We start from the raw sequence: 24,572 nt of genomic DNA on the forward strand, positions 1-24,572 counted from the left end.
CTTCAAGAGAAATTCAGGATTAAGGTTATAACAAACCAAATCAAGCATTCAATGAATCTGAAGATTGAAAAACTTCAGCGAGCCGCATGAAATGCACCTATTCAGAGGGAAAGGTGTCGTTTTTGAGTCAATAAACATCGCCCTCTCTCTTTACCGGGAGATCCGAAAGGGGCAACAAGAATTCATTGCAGCTTAAAAGCAGGTTAGCTGATTGTCAAGATGAAAGCGCAGTAAAAGGAGGGGCAGACCTGCCTGTCTGCCCGGCATAAAAGGAAGAAATAATAAAGCAGGAAGAAAGTGTCAAGCAAGCTTGCTGAGAATATTCTTAATTTCTTCAAGTGACGGACTGGCAATGATTCGCTTACGAATTTCCGCAGCCCCATGCACCCCATTAAAATAACGGCAGGTATGATTCTTGATGCGAAAGAGCAAACGTTTGCTGTCCAGATGTTGTTCAGCAAGTTCTAAATAACGCCGAATCACCGGCAAGCGGGCCTCTATGGTTTCAGGTATCCCCTCGGAACGGAAAACCCAAGGATTGCCCAAAGCTCCACGTCCGACCATGACCCCGTCACAGCCGGTCTCATCCATCATCTCCAGTCCGTCTTCATAGCAAAGGATATCTCCGTTCCCGATCACCGGGATACGCACAGCATCTTTCACCGCCGCAATGACTCGGCGATCAGCCTTACCCCCGAATTGCTGGGCCCAGGTTCGGGCATGCACTGTCACTGCGGCAGCCCCGGCTGACTCTACCATCCGGGCAAATTCTGGAGCTATGATGGTATCTTCATTCCAGCCGCTACGGAATTTAACAGTCACCGGACAGTCAGCATGGGCAACCACAGCCTGGATAATTTTTTCTGCTGTTTCCAGTTTTTCTGCTTTCATCAGGGCAGCACCAGAACCCTTTTTAATAATCTTACGAACTGGACAGCCCATATTAATATCAATATAATCAACGGGTCTTTGAGAAACCAGAGCCGCAGCCTGCCCCATGAGTTCCGGCTCATTGCCAAAAAGCTGGATTGCCCACGGTCGTTCTTCCGGAACTGTTTGTAACATGAGCAGGGTTTTCTCCTGACCATAGACAAGCCCATGACAACTGATCATCTCCGATACGACCAGGTCGGCTCCCATTTCCCGACAGATAAGACGAAAAGGCAAGTCAGTGTAGCCTGCCAATGGTGCCAAAACAAATGAGTTTTTATTAAGAAAAGGGTGGTTTTTCATAACGTACTATTAGGCGGTATATTTCCTGCAAAATAAATAAGTTTCCTGAAAAATTAAAAAGATGGGCATAAGTTTATTGAAATATAATAAATAATTGTCTACATTGCTGCAAATTACCTTTTTTCTCTTCAACACTTCCGTGACCCCTGGGTCGGGATAAAAAACATACTGGAGAATAAGAATTTGGATTTTTTTAGAATAATTATGAAGTTTATGGCCTATGGGGCCGTGGCCTTCTCTCTTTCCGAAGCCTATCTTTCCCTGAACAAGCTCTGGAAAAGAAAGCACGAAAAGGTCGTTGCGGAAAGTATCTCCATTTCAGCTGTTAGTATAGGTTTATTTTCCAGCATGGTCTATTCCATTGACCTGACTATCAACCGGGCCTGGCCTTCATTCATTGATGCATTAATCTGGCTCGTCTTTGGTCTATTCGAGCTCTTTGTTGCTATTGGTTTCTGGGTTACAGGCGAACGCAGAAGTGCTCTCTGGAAAATGATGAAAAAGACCTACCACCAGGAACGAAAAGAAATCGGTGAACTGGCGCAATCGGTTATTCAACCTTCACACAAGAAGGTAATCCTTGACATTCTCATCCAATTCTCCATGCTGGATAATAAATTGGCAAAGGCGGAAAAAGTATTCATTCAGGAATTTGCCAACCGCTGGAATATAGATCTTGACTGGCAACAGATTAAACAAGATTGTCAACAAAAAGAGAATCACGGTAAAATCCGGGAAAATATCATTGCCTATCTCAAAACCTCCCCTCCTGCCCAGCAGGTATCCCAATTCGGCGATATCCTCCGAATGCTCATTCATATTGATCAGGATATTGACGAACGTGAACAGAGCATGATGGATGAAGTTTCGCGCCTGATAGAGCAGTATGTTCCTTCTGAAGAATGTCCACAGTATTACGCAGCCGTTGTTCCTCAAGCTCTTGGTCAGGAAGATAGCGTAAAAACAATTTTTCCTCATCTTAAAAAACAAGAAAAGGTACTCGGGGGTTATGCATATCTTGATGGACCTTTTTTTTCCGAGCAATTTATTGTAACTGTCTGTAAAAAATATCAGAAAGTTGATTTGTTTGCGGTTCCGGTACGATCTGATCAATTATTTGAGTAGCTTATGAAAGCACTCATCCCATTTTGAATATTATTCGCCCAAGGCGAGGCAGTAATCTTCTGGATTATCAACTCTGAAAAGAGGAGAGATGATGAAAAAAAAAGTTGGTAAATGGTCACTAAGACTAAAAATTGGCGTTATATTAATTATGGTTTCTCTGTGCTATGGAGCAGCAAGCTATGTTATGCATAGAAAAACCCTTTACCCAGCTTTTGTTGAGCTTGAATATGAAGAAGCGAAAAAAGATATCAACCGTATAACAGATGCTCTCAATAACGAGCTTAAGCATCTGGATATGGTCTGTAGTGACTGGGCATTTTGGGACGATACCTCTCAATTTGCCGTAGATGGCAATAGCGAATACATTGAGAGCAATCTACCCGACGCTACATTTATAACGAGTGAACTTAATCTGTTCTATATCTTTGATGCTGACAAAAAGATTATTTGGGGAAAGATGTTCGACCTAAATAAGGAAGAGTCTATTCCACCTCCCCATCTGGCATCAAAAATTTTTGCTGAAGACTCCTTTCCAGAATCTTTTTACACAAAGCGAGTAGGAGATGGTCCCGACTGGGTTATTTCGGGCATCATCAATACTTCGGATAAGATGATCCTCTTTGTTGCCCGTCCAATTTTGAACAGTGCCCTTGAGGGACCTCAGAAGGGTATCTTAGCAATGGGTTTTTTTCTGGATGAAGATATTATTGAACGTATCAAAGAACAAACGCATGTACAGTTTGAAATTCTCCAGGCCTCAGAAGAAATCAAACCAGAGTATAAAAATTTTATCCCTGCGAAAAACATTGCGACGAACAGCTCTTTTTCAATTACAGAGCAGGCTGACTTGGACTTGTCTATCAGCATTGATTTGTTGAATACCAAGGAAGAAGAGAGCCTGGTTGTTCAGGTAAAGAAAAAGGCACAAATTATAGAAAAAGGAAGAGCCACTGTGTTTACGCTTATGGAATCAGTGGTTATCTCTCTTGTTGTTTTGCTTCTGGTTATTGCCCTGTTTCTCAATAAAGTTATTCTTGAACCTGTCTCGAACTTGACCGAACATATAAAAGAAATCATTGGTACTGGAGACTTATCCAAACAAATACGCTCTGACCGATCAGATGAGATTGGTCATTTGACCAGACAGTACAACCACATGCTGAGAGAACTCAACCGACAGAAAAACGAGTTGGAAGAACTGGCAGTGACTGATGGTTTGACCCGTCTGCTCAACCATAGAAAGGTCATGGAAGATTTACAGCGCGAGATTGAACGGTGCAGCCGATACGCACCAGAACTTGCTGTCATGATGCTTGACCTTGATTTCTTCAAACATATTAATGATACCTATGGACATAAGGCTGGAGATGAGATTCTGATAACAGTGGCAAAAACCCTGCGAGAGTCTGTCAGGGAAACAGATATTGTTGGCCGCTATGGTGGAGAGGAATTCTTAATTCTCCTCCCCAATCAGGGCCGGGAAGAAGCAGAGCTGGTAGGCGAAAATATCCGTAAAAATGTCGAAAAATTGACCTGGCCCTATGATGGACTTAAAGTAACTGTGAGCGGCGGCATTAGTGTTTATGATGAAAAAACCGATGATTTATTGATTGAGGCAGACAGGCGGCTTTATAAAGCAAAAGAACAGGGACGGAACCAGATTGTTTCCCAATAATCTTTACCCTCTCACTGGAGAAGGGCACAAAAAAAGAACATTGGATCAAGCAGTTCAAAGAAGTTTGAAAGCCTGCCCTGTACTTTCACGCAATACAAGATCCACTTCCATACCTCTGATGAAAAAAGCACTATTCAGCAATTCAAGAACGTATCTTGGAACCCTGGAAAAATACTTTTTTTGCCGGTGTGTTTTCCGGTCAGGTGCATCTCATTCCCTATGGTCTGAAGTCTGAGGTCTGAGGTGCCGTGATAACATATTATGAACAGGGAGAACTATGATGAAAAATATATGGGGGCAGCATCTGCTCTTAGATCTTGCAGATTGTAATACCAATGTTTGTAAAAAAGAGGCTATTGCCACCTTTGTCCAGGAGCTGGTCGAAGCCATTGACATGAAGGTATATGGCGAGCCTGTCATTGTCCATTTTGCTGAACACAGCTATGAGGCAGCTGGTTATTCTCTGGTGCAACTGATTGAGACCTCAGCTATTACGGGTCATTTCAGTGATAATAACCGGGATGCTTATCTGGATATTTTTTCCTGCAAAACATTTGCTGAACATGTGGTAATCCAGGTAGTAAAAAAGCATTTTAACCCGCAGGAGATATTTTCCGCCTTTCTGGATCGTGGCGCAACTCTGCCTGAACGGGGGCCGTTTCGGCAATGGAGGCAAACTGAAAAGGAGTGGAAATGAGATATCCCACTCCTTATTATCTGATTGATGAGCGAAAGCTCCTCAAAAACCTCAAACGAATTCAACAAGTCCGTACTCAGGCTGGGGCAAAATCTGTCCTGGCCCTGAAATGCTTTTCCACCTGGCCTGTTTTCAACCTCATGCGCCAATACATGGATGGAACCACCAGCAGTTCTTTGTATGAGGCCCAGCTCGGTTACGAAGAATTCGGCAAAGAAGTCCATGCCTATAGCGTTGCCTTTTCTGAGCAGGATATTGAACAGCTATCCTCTATCTCGGATAAAATCATCTTCAACTCTATCAGCCAACTTCAGCAATTTGCTGAACAAACAAAGCATCTTGCCAGAGGGCTGCGCCTCAATCCTCAGCTGAGTTATTCAGAGTATGATCTGGCTGACCCGGCCCGGCAGTATTCCCGGTTGGGAATTATTGGACCTCCACCACCCGAGGCCAATGCATTAATTAATGGGGCTATGCTTCATTATAATTGTGAAAATACTGATTTCGAAAATTTTTCTTCTCTGTTGAACCAGATTGGAAAGCAATACAGTACGTTATTTTACAAGCTGGATTGGTTGAGCCTTGGTGGGGGCATCTATTTCACCCGTGATGATTATCCGTTGGAAGAATTTATTAAAAAACTCAAGGCATTCAGTGAACAGTTTGATCTGCAGATTTATCTGGAACCGGGCGAAACAGCCATCACCGATTCCACCACCCTTGTCACCACAGTCTTAGATATCGTCCACAACGAACGTGACATTGCCATCGTTGATAGCTCCATTGAAGCCCATATGCTTGACCTGTTGACCTATCAGGAAACGGCACAAGTCAAAGATTCTGCAAAAACAGGGGAACTCCATTACATCATTGCGGGAAAATCCTGTCTTGCTGGTGATATCTTCGGAGAATATCGCACAAACACTCCTCTCAAACCAGGAGATCAGGTCAAACTTTGTGATGCGGGTGGATACACTATGGTCAAAATGAACTGGTTTAATGGCCTGAACATGCCGTCAATTATTATCAAACGACTGACTGGTCACTACGATACAGTGAAGACCTTTTCGTATCAGGATTTTAAAAATAATCTCGGGCCAAGCAGAGGATCATCAAGATGAAAAAAAACGTACTCATTATCGGGGCCGGTGGGGTTGCACAGGTTGTAGCCCATAAATGCGCCCAGCATAACCATATTCTGGGTGACATCTGCATTGCCTCCAGAACGCAGGAAAAATGTGAGGCCATCATAGAAAGCGTCCAGAAGAAAGGAAGTCTGAAAAACAAAGACGGCCAGTTGTACTCCTGCCAACTTGATGCCTTGGATATTCCGGCGACCAAGCGGCTTATTGAAGAAACCAAATCGGACATAGTCATCAATCTGGGCACGGCCTTTATTAATATGTCGGTTCTCCATGCCTGCCTGACCACAGGGGCTGCCTACATCGACACCGCCATTCACGAGGAACCGGATAAAATCTGCGAACAACCTCCCTGGTATGCAAATTATGAGTGGAAATATCTGGATGCCTGCCAGGAAAAAGGGGTGACCGCTATTTTGGGGATTGGATTTGATCCAGGCGTGGTTAATGCCTATTGCGCTTATGGGGTGAAGCATTATTTTGATACCGTTGACAGCATAGATATCATGGATGTCAATGCCGGTGATCATGGTAAATATTTTGCCACTAATTTTGACCCAGAGATCAATTTCAGGGAATTTACCGGCCAGGTTTGGACCTGGATTGATCGCCAGTGGGTGGCGAAACCTGTGCATTCAGAAAAACAGGTCTATGATTTTCCGGTGGTGGGTGAGCAGACCATCTATCTGACCGGCCATGATGAGTTACATTCCCTGTATAAAAATATTGATGCCCGCCACATTCGTTTCTGGATGGGCTTCAGCGACCATTATATCAACTGCTTCAATGTCCTGAAAAATATCGGTCTCCTTTCTGAGCAGCCCGTAACAACTGCGGAAGGGCAAGAGGTTGTGCCGCTGAAAGTTGTTAAGGCCTGTTTGCCTGATCCTGCTTCCCTGGCACCGGGATATACTGGTAAGACCTGTATTGGTAATCTTATCAAAGGACAAAAGGATGGCAGGAATCGTGAAGTGTTCATCTATAATGTCTGTGATCATGCAGCATGTTATCAGGAGGTCGAGTCCCAGGCTATCTCCTATACAGCCGGAGTTCCACCAGTTGCCGCTGCCCTCCTTATCGCAGATGGGAGATGGGATGTCCGTCGCATGGTGAATGTGGAAGAACTTGATCCTGATCCTTTCATTACACTGTTAGATAGCATTGGGCTGCCGACTTATGTTGAGGAAAAATAACTTCAGAGAAATGAAAAAAAATGTTTTGATCATCGGGGCTGGTGGTGTAGGATCTGTTGTGGCCCATAAATGCGCTCAGCATAATGATCTATTGGGTGATATCTGCCTTGCTTCAAGAGCACAAAGCAAATGCGAGGAAATCATTGCCAGTATTCGGGCAAAAGACAAACTGAAGGATGCTGAAAAAAAAATCTTCAGCAAACAGGTGGATGCCAGTGCAATTAATAATGTGGTCCAGCTGATTAAAGAAACCGAGGCAGAGATCGTAATCAATGTTGGCTCCACCTTTATTAATAAATCCGTCATAGATGCTTGTCTTGCCACTGGGGCGGCCTATATTGATACCTCCGTGCATGAGGATAGCGAGTCCCTGAACCTTCCCTATCCTTGGTATGCGCATTTTGAGTGGCAACGCCAACCGCTGTTTGCAGAAAAAGGCGTAACAGCGGTGCTCAGTGCGGGATTTGACCCTGGAGTGGTGAATGCTTACTGTGCTTATGCCGTGAAACATGAATTCGACAGAATTCACAGTGTCGATATCATGGATGTCAATGCCGGAAATCATGGCAAATATTTTGCCACCAATTTTGATCCAGAGGTGAACTTTCGCGAAATTGTGGAAGAAGTCGGGTATTGGGAGGATCGGCAATGGAAGGTGTGTCCACCTCATTCACGGGCAATGGAGTTTGATTTTCCCGGAGTGGGCAGGCGTAAGGTCTATCTCATGGGGCATGATGAACTCCACTCCCTGCCGCAACATATTGATGCCGAGCATATCCGTTTCTGGATGGGATTTGGTGAACATTATCTCAACTGCTTTAATGTGTTACGAAATGTTGGTCTGCTCAGTCACGAACCGGTTACCACGGCAGAGGGGCTGGAAGTAGTTCCTCTGAAAGTGGTGAAGGCATGTCTGCCTGATCCGGCTTCTCTGGCTCCCGGTTATACCGGAAAAACCTGTATTGGTAATCTGATCAAAGGTGAGAAGGACGGGCAAGCAAAGGAAATTTTTCTCTATAATATCTGCGACCATCAGCAATGCTATGAAGAGGTCGGCTCCCAGGCTGTATCTTATACAGCAGGTGTACCTCCAGTTGCAGCTGCTCTCCTTATCGCCAATGGGAGATGGGATATGGGGGCAATGAAGCATGTGGAAGAGTTGGCCCCGGAACCTTTTCTTGAATTGTTAGGGAAGATGGGCTTGCCAACGGCAATGAAAATACTCAGTTCCTGCATAGAACGGACAGAACAAGGTGTAATCAGATGTTATTAGTCAAGACCTATCTTGATAAGAGTACCATTCACGGAGTGGGCGTTTTTGCCGGTGAATTTATTCCCAAGGGCACCTTGGTCTGGAAATTTGATCCCCTGATTGATATTATCCTCAATCCAGAGCAGGTGGGCGGAATGCCTGAAGCAGCAAAAGAGTTCGTCCTGTCCCATTCTGTTCCCTATCCCTATGGTGCAGATAATTATTGCATGACCCTGGATAATAGCCAGTACATAAACCATAGTTCGGAGCATAATCTTCAGCCGGATAGCGAGGGTGACCGGGCCCTTATTGATATCCCTGCTGGCATCGAGTTGACGGTTGATTATTTTTTGGAAGATCATCGAACCACTGAGGCGGATATCTCCTAAAACGAAATCACCCCTTCTATTTCTTTCTCATTGTCTTTCTGGAACATTGTATTATAACGGGTTGCGTGTACTCTCATGTTCAGAGCATACACAGGAGAATGCGCCCTATCTCCTTTGATCACGTATATGAATTAACCGAGCAATCTTCCTTGCTCGAATTTTTTTTATTATATAATAGGAGTTTCTGATGTCCCTGACTTTTGACCTTTCCGCACCCGAATTAACGGCTGAGGAAATCGCAACCCTGAAGGAGATGCGCACCCGCTGTGCAAAGCGTATCTTATTATCCACCTCCTTGGCCGCCTCAGGCCATCCTGGTGGTTCCCTGTCCTCCCTGGACATGCTGCTGGTAGCCTACGGTCTGCTCAATCATGATCCTGCCAATCCCCGCATGCCAGAACGTGACCGCATGGTAGAGTCTATCGGCCATATTTCACCTGGTGTATACAGTGTGCTGGCTGAAAATGGCTATTTTAGTGAAGAGGATTTTCTTATTGGTTTTCGTCGCACAGGTTCAGGATTCCCCGGCCATGTGGAATCAATCGTCCCTGGTGTGGAATGGGATACTGGCAACCTGGGCCAAGGCCTGTCCACTGCTGTAGGTATGGCCCATGCCTTTAAAATTCAGGGCAAAAAAAATCGGGTCTTTTGTCTGATGGGTGATGGCGAGCAGCAAAAAGGACAGATTGCTGAAGCCATCCGCCATGCAGTCAGATATAAGCTGGATAACTTGACCGTGCTGATTGACCGCAACAAACTTCAGATTTGTGGGAGTACTGAAGATATTATGCCTCAGTGTATGCAGAAACTCTACGGCGGGCTGGGCTTCAACCCGGTGGTTGTCAAAGACGGTCATGATTACCAAGCCCTGTATCAGGCCATGCGGGATGCCTACCGTAATATCAGTGGAGTGCCCACAGTCATTATTGCCAAAACAACCATGAGTAAGGGCATCTCCTTTATGGAAAATAAGGCCAAGTACCACGGTTCACCGCTACCAGCAGATATGCTGGCTGATGCCTTGGCGGAACTGGGCGTGGATAATGATTTTGAAGAGTGGAAAGCACGGCGCAACGAACCTGTAAGCACAGCAACCATTATGCCACCACGGGCTGATTATCCTGAGATCCAGCCAGGAGAGCCCATTGTCTATGCAGCGGATGAAAAGACCGATTGTCGTTCTGGTTACGGTAATGCCCTGCTGGGATTAGCTGAGGCCAATAATAAACCCGGTGAAGCACCCGTGATTACCGGAATATCCTGTGATCTGGAAGGCTCTGTGAAAATGGGTGGTTTTCATAAGCACTCTCCTGGGGGCTATTTGGAGCTGGGCATTCAGGAGCATCATGCTGCTGGTGCTGCTGGTGCCATGAGCTGCGAAAATATGGTGACCTTCTTTTCCACCTTTGGTTCCTTTGCTGTATCCGAGGTCTATAATCAGAACCGCTTGAACGACTTCAATCATACGAATCTTAAGGTCGTGGCAACCCATGTGGGCCTGGATGTGGGTGAAGATGGTCCCACCCATCAATGTATTGATTATCTGGGCCTGATGAAAAATTACTTCCGGTTTTCCGTCTTCATGCCCTGTGATCCCAACCAGACAGATCGGATTGTTCGCTATATCGCTACCCAACCAGGTAATCATTTTGTCGGCATGGGCCGCTCCAAGACCCCAACCATCACCAAAGAAGACGGCTCTGTGTTCTATGATGCAGACTACGTCTTCACACCGGGCAAGGCCGATTGGCTGCGCCAGGGAACTAATGCCACCATTATCACCTATGGGGCAGTCACTCCGGCCTGTATTGAGGCTTGGCAGATTCTTAAAAAAGCTGGTAAATCCGTTGCAGTACTGAATATGGCTTCTTTGATTCCGCTGGATGAGGAGGCCATTGTTGAGGCTGCGGCCATTGGTCCCATTATAACGGTGGAAGATCATCATGCTGATACTGGTCTGGGTGCCTCTGTTGCCATAACTTTGATGGATAAGGAACTGTCTCCGAAACTACGTCGCCTTGGGGTCAGGCAGTATGGCGGTTCTGGAAGCCCGGCTGACCTGTACAAACAGCAGGGACTGGATGGCGCATCCATCGCAGCTACTGTACAAGAACTGCTTGGTTAACCTGCTGTACGAATCAATTTTCTGTTCAAAGGGGTACTGCTTTGCGGTGCCCCTTTTTTGTTGCAGTAATACAAATAGATTGAAAGTTCCTGTTTATAACGGATTCTGTTTATTTTACTTTCTACATATAAACCAAACTGTTATGGATGCAAATAATACCGGTGATATTCCGTTTTAGACGTTTTTGAGGACACAGTTGCCGAAAAATGAGCTAGCGCTTCAATTATTAATCATAAGAAAACAACGCGTTGCCGTATCAACAGAATCCGTTATAATCAGTGGTTCTTTACCCACTCTAAAAGTGATTTTCAAAAAAATGATCGTTTCTTTTGCCTGATTGTCCGAGAAATTTTATGAGGGCATATTGCCGTGTTTTTTTCTACTCGCCCATACAAATCAGTTTTCTTTTTTACGACTACTACTTTGTACAGTTTTTTGTATTGCCATTTCAAAATTCAAGCTGTATAGTAAATTATAGTCACGAGAATAACTATATTCCTGAGAAAAAAAATGGTCCTCAAAAAAATTTCATATCTGTGTATTGCACTGACAGCATTATTAAGCGGCACGGAATCTGCTTGTGCTGAAAATGCCAAGCAGAATATCATCGCCAGCAGCTATAATGAGAGTGCGGTGAGCAGTTTCTTATTGGCCGCTGGAATGTACGGAGGCCTTGATAACGAAAGCTCATCAAGGGAAAGCTCATCAGGGGTAACCGTGTCCCTTGGTCAATCTAAAGACATGATGAAAGGTTTATTTACCGATCAAGGTCAATTTGATGGTCAGGACATCACGCTCTCCTATAAAGGTTCACCAGGTCGCCTTGGCTTTTCTGCTGGTTATATCTACACCACCGAAGATCCAGACAAAAACAGGGGATCTGTCTTCCTTGGCTTAGAAAATTACAACAAAAACACCTTGAGCAATATTGAGGAAAGGCCTTGGTACGTAACCCTTGATATTTCACGTTCGTTCCAGCTCAGCAATAGCCTGGCCATTGGCGTTGGCTCAAAAGCAACACTGCTGGCAAACAACCCTGACGACAATAATGTAGCGAACAAAGCTGTTTCCATGTCGCTGAATCTTCCGGTTTCCTATAAAGGATTCCTGACAGTGACCCCAGAGTTCCAATGGTCCCGTTCTCTACAGGCAAATGACGAACAGGGAAGCGCAAATGACATGAACAACTTCTTTGATCCTGAGGATGGACAAAATGCCTTTTACGGTGGTATGTCTATCAGCTTTTCCTATTAAATCAACTTCTGCCCTCCATCTCTTGCAGTGACTCTATGTCACTGTAAGAGATACCCTTTCCTCCTTTTTAGCAAAAAACCGCGCTAAAGCCCACTGAAGAACCCTACTTGTCGACAAGAATTACTGCTTGCGTTATAATCAGAGGATACATCCTTACGCTTTTGCAAAGTAATTCCTACGGAGTACTCTTTAACGTACTGCGCGACCTATTCACTATCAGGATATTAACGAGTTATGAATTCATATCATTGTCCTTTTTTTGCTCTTCGCCTGCGGACTCGGGCCCCCCTTCTTTTGTATGTACACGTCATTCTCATAACCTGCTTTGGCACAATAGCAACACTGCCAAGCACAGGACAGAGCACTGAACCAGCATCAAGCATTCAAAATACTCAACACGAAATCATTATCCCGCCTTTTACGGTACAAACTACAACTCCACAGCCGCACCTGCAAACCGGGCTTGCTAATATTCTGGCAACCCGCATAACCCGAAAAACAGGGCATATTGTTACCTCACAGAGCACAGGTACAGACAAGCTGACCAACCTGCTTCGCCAACAAGACTATGCTGCTGTACAAAAAATAATACAAAAAATGGAGAACACCTCTTTGTTGGCAGGTACTCTTCAAGAAAAAAAGCAAGGCTATAGAATCATTATCCATGCCTTTGACCATAGATCAACAGCGCATATTTCGATATCGCAATCATTCAATCGACTTGATCAGGCATTATCGGCTTTAGACGAGCTTTCGCTTGATATTGCTGAAAAAATATTTTCCATTCCCCGACCTGAAAAACCCCATCCTGTTGCAGAAAGCAACGGACTTGAAGGCTTTCATACTGCACATCCAGAACGTCTTTTTAAAGAAAAAAAATACAATGAAGTCAACCAAGATATTCTTGAGCCAGTAGAGATAAAGAAGAGGGAATTCGGTATACTGTCATCAAAAAAGATGATATTCCTCTCTTCCAAACCCTTAGCAATGGCTGTTGGTGACCTCAATAATGACGGGACAGAAGAATTCGTCATTCTGGAAAGGGCCAATATAGTTCTCTATCATAAAAGGCCAGATGCCTCTTTTCAACGTATCGCATTTCAGCCCCTTGCTCGTCACCTTGGTCTGCATACAGTGCATCTCGCAGATCTCGACAATAACGGGTTACAGGAAATCTACATAGGTGCCAGCAATGGCACCACCCCTGCATCACAAATTCTGGAATGGGATGGAACCTTCCGTGTTCTTTATCAAAATGCCCCCTATTATCTACGCCCTGGTGTTGACACAGAGGGACGTCCCATCCTTCTTGGTCAGGAAAATGTTTTTCAGGAAAACGGAAGCAGGGCTTTCTATAGTCTCCAGAGAAAAGCCAACACGTCTCTAAAAAAAGTACAACGTATTACCGTACCATCTGGATTTAATATCTATGACTTTCTCAGAGTGGATCTGGATCTGGACGGAGACCTGGAGTTTGTCGGGATCACCCGGAGCAATAAACTCACAGTGATCAATAATACAGGACAAACCGTATGGAAAAGCGAAAAAAATTATGGGGCTAGCAAGGAAATTCTTGGGACTTTGTCACGCACAATAGACGGTGATCGCTATCAATCGAACAATCCAGAATCCGTCTATATGCATACACGCATCATGACCCAGGATCTGAATAGCGACGGGGCACCTGAAATCATTCTCGGACGTAATCGTTTGTTGGCAAAGATCACCTTTTTCAAACGGTTACGATCTTTTGAGGGATCATCAATTACAGCTTTGAGCTGGGATGGCAACACTATGAGCACCTTCTGGGAAAGCCCAAAGGTCCAAAACTATACTATCGACTTCCACATGCTGCACAGACAGAATCAACCTCATACTTTTACTCTTTTCTCCCTTGAGCAGGAGTATTCAGGCAACCTGATACCATTCTGGAATGGTACCAAAGAGTCTCTGCTTCGCACCTACACTCTTGAAAAGAAAAAGGATTAAGAAGACAAAACAGAAGCAGCTTCTACCCGCCAGTCCTAAAACAGATTTCCCCACCCGGATTTTCATCCCTACTTCCGGGTGGGACAACACCAACAGCATAATTTAGCGGCCAATAATTGTTGTATCTTTACCATATCTGGAGCGTAATCCATTCTCAACAGGATTATAACCTTGTTGAAGATTGCGCCGTTGCTCTTGGGACATTGCCCGCCACAACCAAGGTGCAATCGCCTCTGAGTAAGACCAGATCCCCTTTTTCGCATCCTTGGCCTTCTGCTGGAAAGAGCGCCAATCAGAACAAAATGACTCGTAGCAATATTCTTGTTTAACCCAAGCATGCCCACCCTTCACAAGCAGCTCATTCACATTCCTCTTGCCTGCAGAAACAAGCGCCAAACAACGACGCTGTTCTCTGTCTGTATCATAAATCTGTAGTTGAATCTTTTTTCGCTTGAGTAATTTTGTCAGTGCCTGAACTGCCTGCATACCGTGTGGCTGTGTTCGTTCAGGGCTGTCAATACCGTACAGGGTCACTGTAAACGGAGTATCATCCAAAAGAACACGTATTGTATCACCATCTTCAACCTCAACCAATACCGCAGACTGAAGCGGTCGCGGCTCTGGCAAGGTGTAAACAAGCTTATTTTGCTCTTTGCCCCATCTATAAGAACCTGCTCCAGAACTTGAGGAACTATGAGTTTTTGAACTCCTTTTTGGAGACGGTACTGAACCTGTCTGGCTTCTTGAGGCAGAATAGTCTTTCAGGCTTTTCCGTAAGGCTTTTTTACTCTCTGGATTCACGCTCAACGCACAAGCCTGTTGAACAGAAAACATCCAGAGAAGCACACAAGCATAACTCAAAGTTTTATAACGCAGCATATTAAATCACCAGTCACTTTCATAAGTTGTAATCCCACCCCAAGGGCAGCAGGATGAGTTTATTTTACCAAAACTGCTTGTTAAACTTTTTCACCCTTCCTTGAGTTTCTGCAAGGGTTTGGAAAAATAGTACCCTTGCAAAAAGTCCACCCCAAGAGCTGTTGCGAGTTCAGCAGTGTCTTTATCATAGACAAACTCAGCAACTGTTTGTACCTCGAGTTTTTTGGCAACCGCAACAATGGTTTCAACAATGGTTTGCGAAATATCATCAGAAGTCAATTTCTTTAAAATAGAACCATCAATCTTTAAATAATCGACCTGAAGTTTGAGAAGTCGTTCATAGTTTGAATGACCACTACCAAAATCATCAATGGCTATCTTACAACCCATCTCTTTCATTTCTCTAATAAAACAAGCCACTTCGTCGTAATTCTCAAATCCTTCTGTCTCGACGATCTCAAGAATTGCCCGTTGCGCTATAGAGGGATCCTGTAATTTCATTTTCAAGTGCTTGACAACAGCGAGGTCAAGAATATCCTGGGTCGATAAATTCAGAGAAAAATCCATTGCTGAATCTGCAAAGGCGGCACAGGCACTGTCAATGACAGCTATTGTTATCTTAGTATAAATTCTTGCTTTTTTAGCTGCATCTAAGAATTGACTAGGTGGAATAACAGTCCCATCCTCATCAATAATCCGAACTAAACACTCGTACTTATCAATCTCTCCTGTTTTCGAACAGATAATCGGTTGAAAAAAGGTCACAACCCGCCCCTCATGCAAGGCATTTTTGATATCAACAGCAATGGAATGCCTTTTTTCCAGTTCCAACATGATGTTGCCGCTTTCCTTATTAACAACATACTGTTGTCGATTCTTTTTGGCCTGTTTCAGAGCAATATCTGCCTCAAGAAGAGCATTTTTTTCAACATTCCAGGCAATACCACAGGTTACATGAACGGCTATCTCACTCTCGTTAATATAAAAAGGTTTTAGCGTAATGCAATCTATAAGCTGTTCTACAGTTGCCTCAACTTCTCTTAAGGACCATTGCTCCTTAACCAACAGGACTGTTTGATCACCTGGCAGTTTATAGAGTTTGCAAGGTTTTCTCTCACATTCCCGCTGAAGGCGACGTACAAACTCAACCAAAATACTATCGCCTGTTTCTATGCCAAAATAATCATTTATATCGGCAAAGGCATGGATGTCAAAAAGTATAACCGTTGTCAGTTCCTGCTCGCCAAGATCCAGGAGCATTTGATACCGATTAGGAATTCCTGTTAAACTATCTGTTGTTAACAGGGTTTGCATCTCCCGACGATTTTCAACCAGTTCTGTCACATCAGCTCTGGCAGTAATATACTCAACAATTTCTCCGGTATTATCCAGAATGGGGCAGACTGTTGTCTGTGCCCAGAAATGATTCCCGTCCTTTTTACGGTTTTTCAGCAATCCTTGCCAGATCTTCTTCGACTGAATATTCTTCCATAAATCAATAAAGGCATAATCATCCATTTCTGAATACTGCAAAAATGAATGTGGCCTGCCAACAAGCTCGTCCGATGCATACCCAAAGACCTGGCACATCTTTTCATTTACATAGGTGATGTTCCCCTGAAGGTCTCCTTTGGAAACAATCAGGCTTGCATCAAGAACTTTTGAATATTCACTCAATAGATTAACCTGCTCCTGCAACGTGCCTGTTTGTTTTTGCACGGTCTCTTCAAGCTGCGCTGTATACTGAATATCCTGTATCTTTAATTTACGGATCAAAAAGAAAATAACCGTTAAAAAAAGAATGCTGCCTGCAATGGTGACAAGGGTGGTTTTCACAAAAAAGAGGCTAATCAATTCATCTCTAATGTTCGCCTCTTTGGTCTTTATACTAACCACGCCACGTAACTCTCCTTCCTTATAACCAAGGGCGGTTGAGTATTTCTCTGCCACATGGGGTAACACCTCTTCCCTTGATCCATGACACTGCAGACAGATCTTCTTTATATAAAAGGGTGATGCGTAAAAATAAAACTGCTCATTTTCAGAAGAAATTTTCTCAAAATATTCCTTCTTATCAGTATTATTTTTAAAAAATCGTATAGCCTTCTGCTCAACATCGTCAGCCTTATTATTGAGATTTCTAGGTCTATCAGTCACAGCATTAACAGTGACCTTTCCTCCTGTTACTTCGGCAAACTTTTCTGAAATTCTGGTAATCGCCATTGTTGGAAGAAGGTACATATTTGCTTCGTCCAAAGAGATATGATTTTCAATAAAGGCTTGCTGATAAACAGAACGGTATGCTTCAATAAAATTTTTCAGAACCTTGGAATCTTCATAATAAATCTTTGTTTCCAACAAAGAAATATTCCTGTAGTCGTCAACTATCTTCAGTGCGATAAAGATACAAAAAAATGTAACAATACAAACAAACAGGCTATTTTCTTTTATCAGCTTTATCATTTTCAGTTTGTTGAGTATATCTATTCTCTTTCTGTATTTTTACCTAAGATATCGTTATTCAAGAATTCACGCGTAGGCAATTCATCTTTAAAGGCTGTAACAAGACTATCAGGAAATTTCCCCTGGGTACCAAAGCGTAATTGTCGAGTAGCCGTCTTTATATGCTGTAGCAGAAATCTTACTGCGTGCAGCCTGAATATCTGCTAAGGAATCAAGCAGCGATTTAATTTCCTGATACATTTCTTCTTTAAACCGCTCAGTATCCCGATCATGAGCGATTGTATTCACATCGCTCTTTATCCATTTCCCCATACTGTTAACCGCTGGTAAGGAAAGGGTGTCATCTGGATAATAGAGAACTGCACGGGCTGCTCCTCCAATAACATTTGTCATAACGACTTTTGCATATTCAGCTCTCAGACCTAAATCTTCCAATTTTTCTTTGACCAGAAGTTCCATTTCTGTCACTCCTTCCCTTCCAGAATTCGTTGATTCGAATGCTTCATAGCTCCAGCTCGTCATCATTACTCCGCTTTTTGATATAAGATATTTAGAAAGATACCGTAGGGACAAAGCTTTGTATTTGCCCTTTGTTACTGCCATAATTATTATTGAAAAAAAAATAGGGTTTCACTGCTCGTTAACGAGGTTACTCAGAGTTGTATAGTCTGTCTTCCCAGTCCCAAGAAGAGGTATTTCGTCAACCTGGCGAACAGTGCGAATATTATGCAACGGAGACAAACCTGCCTCACGAAGTGCCTGATTAGCCTCCTGCCTGTCTGTATCCAACACCGTGAGCAAGACCAATTCAGGGTGCTGTTCATCGTCAGTAGCAGCCACAGCTAGAACCGGTCCTTCATCGGTGGGATAATGAGCCTCAAGAACCTGTTCAATTGCAGGCAGGGAAATCATTTCACCACCCATTTTGACAAATCGCTTCAAACGCCCGGCAAAGACCAGCACCCCATCCCGTTCAAACATCAAATCTCCAGTATCATACCAAGATTTTCCAGCAAAGTCGACAAAGGGAGTGGGTGAATCACCAATATATCCAGAAAAAACATTAGGCCCTCGCACTAAAAGACGACCATTCTTTCCTGGCGAAACAGGTTGATTATCTTCTGGATCAAGCAAAACGTATTCCATTGACGCCAATATCCTGCCAATAGTCCCAAGTTGGGGAGCATCTGGAGAATTGACCGTGATAACAGGAGAACACTCTGTCACACCATAGCCTTCGCAAAGCACTGTCTGTGGACAGAATTCCCGAAGAAGAGCAAAAACATGCTCTGGACATTTCTCAGCCCCAGAAAAAACCAAACGCAACGAATGGAGAAGATCTGGTTTCCCGGCTCGGAGAATCCCGTGCAAAAAGGTTGGAGTGCTGATCAACGTCGTAACACCGTAGGCCCCGATCATCCGGGCAAGCTGGCTTCCTTCGGTGGGATTGGGCCAATATACTGTACGCAATCCAGTGCAAAGGGGAAGAATAATCGTACCTGCCAAGCCAAGGGAATGAAAAACCGGCAAAATACCTAACAGGCGGTCATGGGAGGATAACGATAATATCTGGGAAAAATCCCGGGCATTGGCTAAAAAATTGGCATGGGTCAGGGGAACAGCTTTAGGCCGGGCTTCCGAACCAGAAGTAAAGAGAATCGCAGCATTTTTCGCAATCTCTGCCCGATATAATTTCCTCCACAACAGCCTGCTTTTAAGCAAGGCCATAATTTTTCGACCCGCATGTATCCGGGCCGCAATTTCTTCAAGATACAACCAAGTGACACCGATAGCATCCAGTGCAATTCCACGCTGTTCCAGTTGGCTGGTCAGGGCCTTGGCAGTAATAACCTGCTTAACGCCCACTGCCTGCAAAGAATACTGGATATTACTGATCCCGCTGGTCCAGTTGACCATTACAGGTTCTTTGCCGCTGAACATCACAACCAGCCAGCTCACAACCGCACTCACAGAGGCTGGCATCATGATACCAACTCTTTTATCGGGAATATTTTCAAGCTCCGGTAACAACGCATATACTCCCATAATCAGCTGTCGCCAGGTTTTATCGCCGCTGAGCTGATCAGAGAGAATAACCTGATCTGGATGCTGACAGGCCTGGGCAAGAAAAAGCACAGCAATATTTTCTCCCGCAGGAAAACCTAATTCTCGTTTATCAACCTGGGTAAACCATTTCGAAGAAACCGGCTTGAGTGGTACCCCAGATAACACCGGCATAATGCCACCAGCAGCAAGAATACAGTCCGAGACTGTTTGCAGTACCTCCAGATTTTCCGTTGCCACGCCAAATTCCTGATGCAGCCAGGAACCAAACTCTGCCAAAACCAGGCTGTCCATCCCCAGATCCGCAGCCAGTTTATCACTCTCTTCCACCTTGTCCACACCAGAAAGCTCTGTCAAACGTGCAAGAACAAGGCTTCGAATACTTTCCGGGATACTGGCCGTGTCTTGGGCGGCAAACACTGGACGGGGATCATCATGATAAATAGGTTGCGATCCCTGCCACCAGTACGAAGGTATTTCTGTATTCCTGTCCGGTTCAACATTATAAAACGCTTCAAGATACTGGTTTATTGCTTGCTTATCCCCACCTCTTGGAAAATCATCTGGCTCAACAATTTCAAGATGCACCGGCCTCCGTGGCATAAACAGGATGCCATTGGCCAGTACCCTGAGAAATAATTTACCCACCTCTCCAAAGAGTACAGGAAGTCCTCTGGCCCGACTAAAACGACTCCCCCAGAGCCCACCCATACGTATAAGGACAATCCGTGCTTCTGGAACTCCATGGGTAACAGAAACAGCACCGCTATTGGCACCGATAGCTTCCAGTTTTCCTCGGGAAATGCGCCCTGACGGGTACATAAGAACGTTTTCACCACGCTTAAGACTTGCAACAATCTCTTCAATCCCGGCAAAGACCTGCTCTTTTGCATCCCGGCCGCTCATATTGAGATCCGGAATAAAAATAGCATTAACCATCTCCATAAAATATTTCGCCACAGGATGATCAGACTGTTTTTCATCAACCAATGGTCGCGGTGTAAAACGAGAGTACAGCAGGCTCATGACAATAACCGGGTCAATCAATGCCTGATGGTTGGAAAAAAATAAAAAAGGACGATTATCTTCGCTCTCTTGCTGAAGTTCCTTCAGCCCGGTGACGGTAAGACGGTAGCGAAGACGAAGGAGAGCTGACAGAGAAAAACTGATCAATTTTTTCATAACAGAACACCTTGAATTTTACACAAAAAATACCAGTTAGCCTATTGATTCGTCATTCATATGCATTATTTATGTATGTATATTCTCTCCAGGAAAAGGATAAAATGGACAGTCAGGGTAACCAATTGTAAATCAGGTAAAAATAATCAGCGCATCATTATGTTATTGAAAACAGAACTTACCCCCTGTAACTGTTCGATATACTCTGAAAAACACGTTCCCCCACAAAACAGAGGGGCAGGATGAATCCTGCGAAACGTACAAGGCTCACTGCACCCACTCCACCAGCTTTTTCAACAGATCCTGCCTGTTCTCTGGTATTCCATGTTGCGCCATTCCTTCCAAGATATCCTGATATTTCTGCAAGGTGAGCTGATTACCAAATTCACCAGCAAGAAGACGAGCTTCGCAGAATTGCCGCCACAGATCTTTCTCTTTTTCATCCAGGCTTTCAGGCCAATTTCTTGCACGATAACGAAAATATAAAGAAAGCAAACGCTTATCTTCAAAATCAGGATTCCATTCTGCCAGCTGCTCAGGTGACTTTTGTAAGAGGGCATTACAAATTCTGCGATCATTAGGTGAAATAAAGCCCTTATAAAGCGCAGTATCAACATCAAAGGCCGCAACATCAGGTGTGCGGCTGTACAGCTCAGCAAGCCGAGTCTCTAAGCTGCTTTCTGCAAGCAGTAAACGACAATGCTGTTCAATCTGCTGCCAATTAATCTGCCATTGCTCAGCCAGCTCTGGACTCAGGGTATTGATTGGAGCTAAGGCCGGTGATTTATTCAAATGCACTCCTTTCAGGCCAATTCTTTGAACCCCTTCAGGTAAATCCTTTGCACGGGTATACAGGTTTGCCTCCATCTCATCCACTGTCATCCCCAAAAATTCTTGTGGATCTTGACGGAGATCATAAACAATCAGTTCATTCTTATTGCGCGGATGTTGGAGCAGCGGCACAACCGGCGCAATACATCCATGCTCAGCAGGATACATGCCACTGACGTGGAGAATGATTCCATGCTCCCGAAGGTCCAGCATTCGGGCAGCCTCATGTTTACTGCGTAAATTGAAATAATAAGTATAAAGACGGGGCTTACGCTCTTTGATAAGCCGGGCCAGAGCAATGGTTGCCCGCACATCAGCCAAGGCATCATGGGCACCATAATGCTCTATTCCGTTGGCAGCGGTCAACGCTTCCAATTTGAAACTGACACGACCATCTTCTTTCTGCGGCCAATGGATATCTTCAGGCCGCAAAGCATACGCCATGCGCACCAGATCAATAATATCCCAACGACTATTACCGTTCTGCCATTCACGGGCATAGGGATCAATAAAATTCCGATAAAAACCAAAACGCGTCACTTCATCATCAAAACGAATGGAATTGTACCCTACCCCACAGGTTCCGGGTTGAGAAAAAACCACATTGATTTTTCTAAAAAAACTTGCTTCATTCAGGCCTTTTGCTGCTGCCTTCTGAGGAGAAATGCCAGTCAACATTACTGCTTCAGGATGGGGAAGAAAATCATCAGCAGGACGACAGTACAGTGTAATCGGTTCTCCCACCTCTTCCAACTCAGTATCTGTTCGCAGAGCTGCGAACTGGGCAGGCCGATCCTGGCGGGGATCAGCCCCCCAGGTCTCGTAATCATGCCATAATAAGGTTATATCAGACATATCTCATTAATTTAAATTCACCCTCACAACATACCAATGCCTATTGTTAGGCCACCAACAACAACCAGCATGATATCCAGCCATCTATAACAAAAAATAACAAAAAACAAGCCTTTCAAAGAAAGAACCACCAGGCAAACTGTTAATACCATCCCAAGCAAAAAAAAGCCCGATCCAACAGTGAACCTTACGCCAGTTTCTTCTACTCATTCATAATTTAACTCTTCTTAATAACCAATTTTTTTCCAGGATGAAGCAAATTATTATCCAGTTGATTCCATCGTTTAATATCCTGGGTGGAAACCTGATGTTTCCGGGCAATGGACCACAGGGAATCGCCATCACGGACTTTATAATAGCTAATAATCATGCCCTTTTCTTTTGTACCTTGCTTACCTGTCCTGACATCGGCTTTTACATTGGGGTACAAAGCAAGTTTGCGACCAGCCCGAATTCGCCGGGCATCAGCAATATTATTCCATTGCATAATCATATTGACCGAAACATTATACCGTTTTCCTACCCTGGATAAGGTTTCCCCCCTGCGGAGGCTATGGACAACCTTAATTTTCTCATCAGCAAGAATCTGTTGAAGATTTGCAGCAATTCGAGTGCTGGTTCCTGCTGGCACCCGAAGAGAATAGGTACCCTTGACCCGAGGTATCTTGTTTTTGAGCAGCTCTGTATTCAATTGTCGAACTTTTTCAACCGAATATCCCCCAGCTGCTGCAATCGCTGATAACGGCGTCCCGGGCGGTACATCAACAGTCTCATACTGCACGTCTTTAGCACGAACAGGCTGAAATCCATATCGTTCTGGTTCATGAGCTATAAGGATAGCAGCAATCAACTTTGGCACATAGCGCTTTGTCTCAAGAGCGAGGTAATCCTTGGCAGCAAGATCCCAGAAATTCTTTGCCTTATATTTCTCCAATCCTCGCTGGATTTTCCCCTCTCCTGCATTATAGGCAGCAACAGCAAGTTGCCAATCTCCAAATCGTTTATACAAAGCACTCAGGTAGGATACTGCTGCCCTGGTTGCCTTTTCCGGATTCCGGCGTTCATCCACCCAGGAGTCAATACGTAATCCGTAACTCAGAGCAGTGCTAGGCATAAACTGCCACAATCCAGACGCACGGGCAGGTGAATAGGCAACAGGATTAAAACCCGACTCAATCATGGCAAGATACACCAAGGCCTCTGGCAACTTCGCCTTTTTCAATTCATCCTCAATCAATGATAAATAAAGAGCTGAACGGTCTAACCAACGTTTAAACGTTATTCGTTGCCGATTTTGAAATTGATCCAGATAAAACTCAACCTGCTTATTAATAATAATTGGAAAATCACAAACCAACTTTTTCGAAGATGTTACCTGCTTCGAATCGACAGGGCCCTTTCCTTTGGCAACAGAAGAGAGAAAATCTCCATCTAAATTAAGTTGAACAGGGGCAAAAGACTTAGGAAGGTCACATTGGATTCCATAGGATGAAAGTATGCCATGTTTTCCTTCACCACTATCACTCCAATCTCCTGTTTTTTCCAGCGCAGTTAACTCTTCTTTGAGTTCCTGTTCAGATTGCACAGGGGTATACAATGGTGGTGGGGCTTGGTCATGTTGCAATATCTCTGTATATTCAGTCCTGGCCAGTGCCTCAGCAACTGATTTCGTCAGGCCTTTGCTTTTACTTTGCGGCTTCGGGAAATTCTGTAAAAATGGCAGGGATGACGTTTTTTTTCTCACCTGACCAAGCGACGCCCTCTTCTCTTCGGCTGCATAGTCTTTCGTGTCATTTTCTTTCGTGTCTTGGACATCAGGAGATGCCATAACAGGTATCAGCTCAGAACTATAAACAACAAGGGCCTGACGCATGCCTCCAGCTTCTTCTTCCCTTGTAAGAGTTTCAGGTACTTTTCGTACTTTTTCTTTTTTCCACGTTGTATTATCTTCTGTAGGTTGTTTATGGTCTGCATGGGAACGGGTGGCAATTTCTTCCTCTTGAATATCCTGATGCGAATCAATCTTGTGAAGAGCAGGAGCACAGGCAGCAAAAAAAGGAAGCGAGACAAGGGGAACAATCAAAGATACTTTCATTCTCTCTCACGTTGTCGTATCATAGTAATTTACATCTCTCCACTTTAAGGGAGACAATAAAAATGAAAGCAGATCAGGCCGACCCGGCAAGGAGCCATCCCATACTTTCAAAAACATTTTTCCGATTGG

Annotated in this window: 17 protein-coding genes; 10 read left to right on the forward strand and 7 right to left on the reverse strand. The window is 44.3% G+C overall.

Annotation, left to right across the window (positions count from 1 at the left end):
- Window positions 1-300: 300 nt before the first annotated feature.
- Entirely contained in the window at window positions 301-1,233 is a 933-nt protein-coding gene (gene dusB, locus L2082_RS03545) for a tRNA dihydrouridine synthase DusB (protein WP_446011452.1), read from the reverse strand.
- Window positions 1,234-1,416: 183 nt separating this feature from the next.
- Between dusB and L2082_RS03550 the strand changes: the two genes are divergently transcribed.
- The 10 genes from L2082_RS03550 to L2082_RS03595 all read left to right on the forward strand — a co-directional run bounded on the left by L2082_RS03550 (window position 1,417) and on the right by L2082_RS03595 (window position 14,074).
- A complete protein-coding gene (locus L2082_RS03550; RefSeq protein WP_446011453.1) occupies window positions 1,417-2,358 on the forward strand; it encodes a hypothetical protein in 942 nt (313 codons plus the stop codon).
- An 88-nt stretch (window positions 2,359-2,446) separates the two neighbouring features.
- Window positions 2,447-4,033 carry a sensor domain-containing diguanylate cyclase gene (locus tag L2082_RS03555; protein WP_446007847.1) on the forward strand — a complete coding sequence of 529 codons (1,587 nt, stop codon included), beginning with the start codon at window positions 2,447-2,449 and terminating at the stop codon, window positions 4,031-4,033.
- A gap of 277 nt (window positions 4,034-4,310) precedes the next feature.
- Window positions 4,311-4,730: an S-adenosylmethionine decarboxylase family protein gene (locus L2082_RS03560; protein WP_446007848.1), complete on the forward strand. Its 420-nt coding sequence runs from the start codon at window positions 4,311-4,313 to the stop codon at window positions 4,728-4,730.
- Window positions 4,727-5,851, forward strand: a complete 1,125-nt coding sequence (nspC, locus tag L2082_RS03565) for a carboxynorspermidine decarboxylase (protein ID WP_446007849.1) — start codon at window positions 4,727-4,729, stop codon at window positions 5,849-5,851. Before L2082_RS03560 ends, nspC begins: the two co-directional genes overlap by 4 nt.
- Window positions 5,848-7,065: a saccharopine dehydrogenase C-terminal domain-containing protein gene (locus tag L2082_RS03570; RefSeq protein ID WP_446007850.1), complete on the forward strand. Its 1,218-nt coding sequence runs from the start codon at window positions 5,848-5,850 to the stop codon at window positions 7,063-7,065. Before nspC ends, L2082_RS03570 begins: the two co-directional genes overlap by 4 nt.
- 10 nt (window positions 7,066-7,075) lie before the next feature.
- On the forward strand, window positions 7,076-8,338 hold the full coding sequence (locus L2082_RS03575) for a saccharopine dehydrogenase family protein (RefSeq protein WP_446007851.1): 1,263 nt from the start codon (window positions 7,076-7,078) through the stop codon (window positions 8,336-8,338).
- Window positions 8,329-8,706, forward strand: a complete 378-nt coding sequence (locus L2082_RS03580) for an SET domain-containing protein (RefSeq protein WP_446007852.1) — start codon at window positions 8,329-8,331, stop codon at window positions 8,704-8,706. Before L2082_RS03575 ends, L2082_RS03580 begins: the two co-directional genes overlap by 10 nt.
- A 187-nt stretch (window positions 8,707-8,893) precedes the next feature.
- Window positions 8,894-10,831: a transketolase gene (locus tag L2082_RS03585; protein ID WP_446007853.1), complete on the forward strand. Its 1,938-nt coding sequence runs from the start codon at window positions 8,894-8,896 to the stop codon at window positions 10,829-10,831.
- A 510-nt stretch (window positions 10,832-11,341) separates the two neighbouring features.
- Window positions 11,342-12,085, forward strand: a complete 744-nt coding sequence (locus L2082_RS03590) for a hypothetical protein (RefSeq protein ID WP_446007854.1) — start codon at window positions 11,342-11,344, stop codon at window positions 12,083-12,085.
- A 234-nt stretch (window positions 12,086-12,319) separates the two neighbouring features.
- The gene (locus L2082_RS03595; protein ID WP_446007855.1) at window positions 12,320-14,074 is read left to right on the forward strand and encodes an FG-GAP repeat domain-containing protein; all 1,755 of its coding nucleotides are present in this window, start codon (window positions 12,320-12,322) and stop codon (window positions 14,072-14,074) included.
- Between the two features lie 102 nt (window positions 14,075-14,176).
- Here the strand turns inward: L2082_RS03595 and L2082_RS03600 are convergent, their stop codons facing one another.
- The 6 genes from L2082_RS03600 to L2082_RS03625 all read right to left on the reverse strand — a co-directional run bounded on the left by L2082_RS03600 (window position 14,177) and on the right by L2082_RS03625 (window position 24,443).
- Window positions 14,177-14,953 carry a thermonuclease family protein gene (locus tag L2082_RS03600; RefSeq protein WP_446007856.1) on the reverse strand — a complete coding sequence of 259 codons (777 nt, stop codon included), beginning with the start codon at window positions 14,951-14,953 and terminating at the stop codon, window positions 14,177-14,179.
- 90 nt (window positions 14,954-15,043) lie between these two features.
- A complete protein-coding gene (locus L2082_RS03605) occupies window positions 15,044-17,416 on the reverse strand; it encodes an EAL domain-containing protein (RefSeq protein ID WP_446011454.1) in 2,373 nt (790 codons plus the stop codon).
- A gap of 108 nt (window positions 17,417-17,524) precedes the next feature.
- On the reverse strand, window positions 17,525-18,019 hold the full coding sequence (locus tag L2082_RS03610) for a hypothetical protein (RefSeq protein ID WP_446007858.1): 495 nt from the start codon (window positions 18,017-18,019) through the stop codon (window positions 17,525-17,527).
- Between the two features lie 27 nt (window positions 18,020-18,046).
- Entirely contained in the window at window positions 18,047-20,662 is a 2,616-nt protein-coding gene (locus tag L2082_RS03615) for an AMP-binding protein (protein WP_446007859.1), read from the reverse strand.
- Window positions 20,663-20,929: 267 nt separating this feature from the next.
- Entirely contained in the window at window positions 20,930-22,348 is a 1,419-nt protein-coding gene (sbcB, locus tag L2082_RS03620; protein WP_446007860.1) for an exodeoxyribonuclease I, read from the reverse strand.
- Window positions 22,349-22,565: 217 nt separating this feature from the next.
- Window positions 22,566-24,443 (reverse strand): transglycosylase SLT domain-containing protein, encoded by a 1,878-nt coding sequence (locus L2082_RS03625; RefSeq protein WP_446007861.1) that lies wholly within the window; start codon window positions 24,441-24,443, stop codon window positions 22,566-22,568.
- Between the last annotated feature and the right edge of the window lie 129 nt (window positions 24,444-24,572).

The sequence above is a fragment of the Candidatus Electrothrix sp. genome (assembly GCF_052785085.1).

Excerpts from the sequence above, each read along its gene's own strand:
- sbcB (WP_446007860.1), bottom strand. The coding sequence starts at position 22,348 with ATGTCTGATATAACCTTATTATGGCATGATTACGAGACCTGGGGGGCT.
- L2082_RS03615 (WP_446007859.1), bottom strand. The coding sequence starts at position 20,662 with ATGAAAAAATTGATCAGTTTTTCTCTGTCAGCTCTCCTTCGTCTTCGC.
- L2082_RS03600 (WP_446007856.1), bottom strand. The coding sequence starts at position 14,953 with ATGCTGCGTTATAAAACTTTGAGTTATGCTTGTGTGCTTCTCTGGATG.
- L2082_RS03585 (WP_446007853.1), top strand. The coding sequence starts at position 8,894 with ATGTCCCTGACTTTTGACCTTTCCGCACCCGAATTAACGGCTGAGGAA.
- L2082_RS03555 (WP_446007847.1), top strand. The coding sequence starts at position 2,447 with ATGATGAAAAAAAAAGTTGGTAAATGGTCACTAAGACTAAAAATTGGC.
- L2082_RS03590 (WP_446007854.1), top strand. The coding sequence starts at position 11,342 with ATGGTCCTCAAAAAAATTTCATATCTGTGTATTGCACTGACAGCATTA.
- L2082_RS03610 (WP_446007858.1), bottom strand. The coding sequence starts at position 18,019 with ATGGCAGTAACAAAGGGCAAATACAAAGCTTTGTCCCTACGGTATCTT.
- L2082_RS03625 (WP_446007861.1), bottom strand. The coding sequence starts at position 24,443 with ATGAAAGTATCTTTGATTGTTCCCCTTGTCTCGCTTCCTTTTTTTGCT.
- L2082_RS03575 (WP_446007851.1), top strand. The coding sequence starts at position 7,076 with ATGAAAAAAAATGTTTTGATCATCGGGGCTGGTGGTGTAGGATCTGTT.
- L2082_RS03570 (WP_446007850.1), top strand. The coding sequence starts at position 5,848 with ATGAAAAAAAACGTACTCATTATCGGGGCCGGTGGGGTTGCACAGGTT.
- dusB (WP_446011452.1), bottom strand. The coding sequence starts at position 1,233 with ATGAAAAACCACCCTTTTCTTAATAAAAACTCATTTGTTTTGGCACCA.
- L2082_RS03580 (WP_446007852.1), top strand. The coding sequence starts at position 8,329 with ATGTTATTAGTCAAGACCTATCTTGATAAGAGTACCATTCACGGAGTG.
- L2082_RS03560 (WP_446007848.1), top strand. The coding sequence starts at position 4,311 with ATGATGAAAAATATATGGGGGCAGCATCTGCTCTTAGATCTTGCAGAT.
- nspC (WP_446007849.1), top strand. The coding sequence starts at position 4,727 with ATGAGATATCCCACTCCTTATTATCTGATTGATGAGCGAAAGCTCCTC.
- L2082_RS03595 (WP_446007855.1), top strand. The coding sequence starts at position 12,320 with ATGAATTCATATCATTGTCCTTTTTTTGCTCTTCGCCTGCGGACTCGG.
- L2082_RS03605 (WP_446011454.1), bottom strand. The coding sequence starts at position 17,416 with ATGATAAAGCTGATAAAAGAAAATAGCCTGTTTGTTTGTATTGTTACA.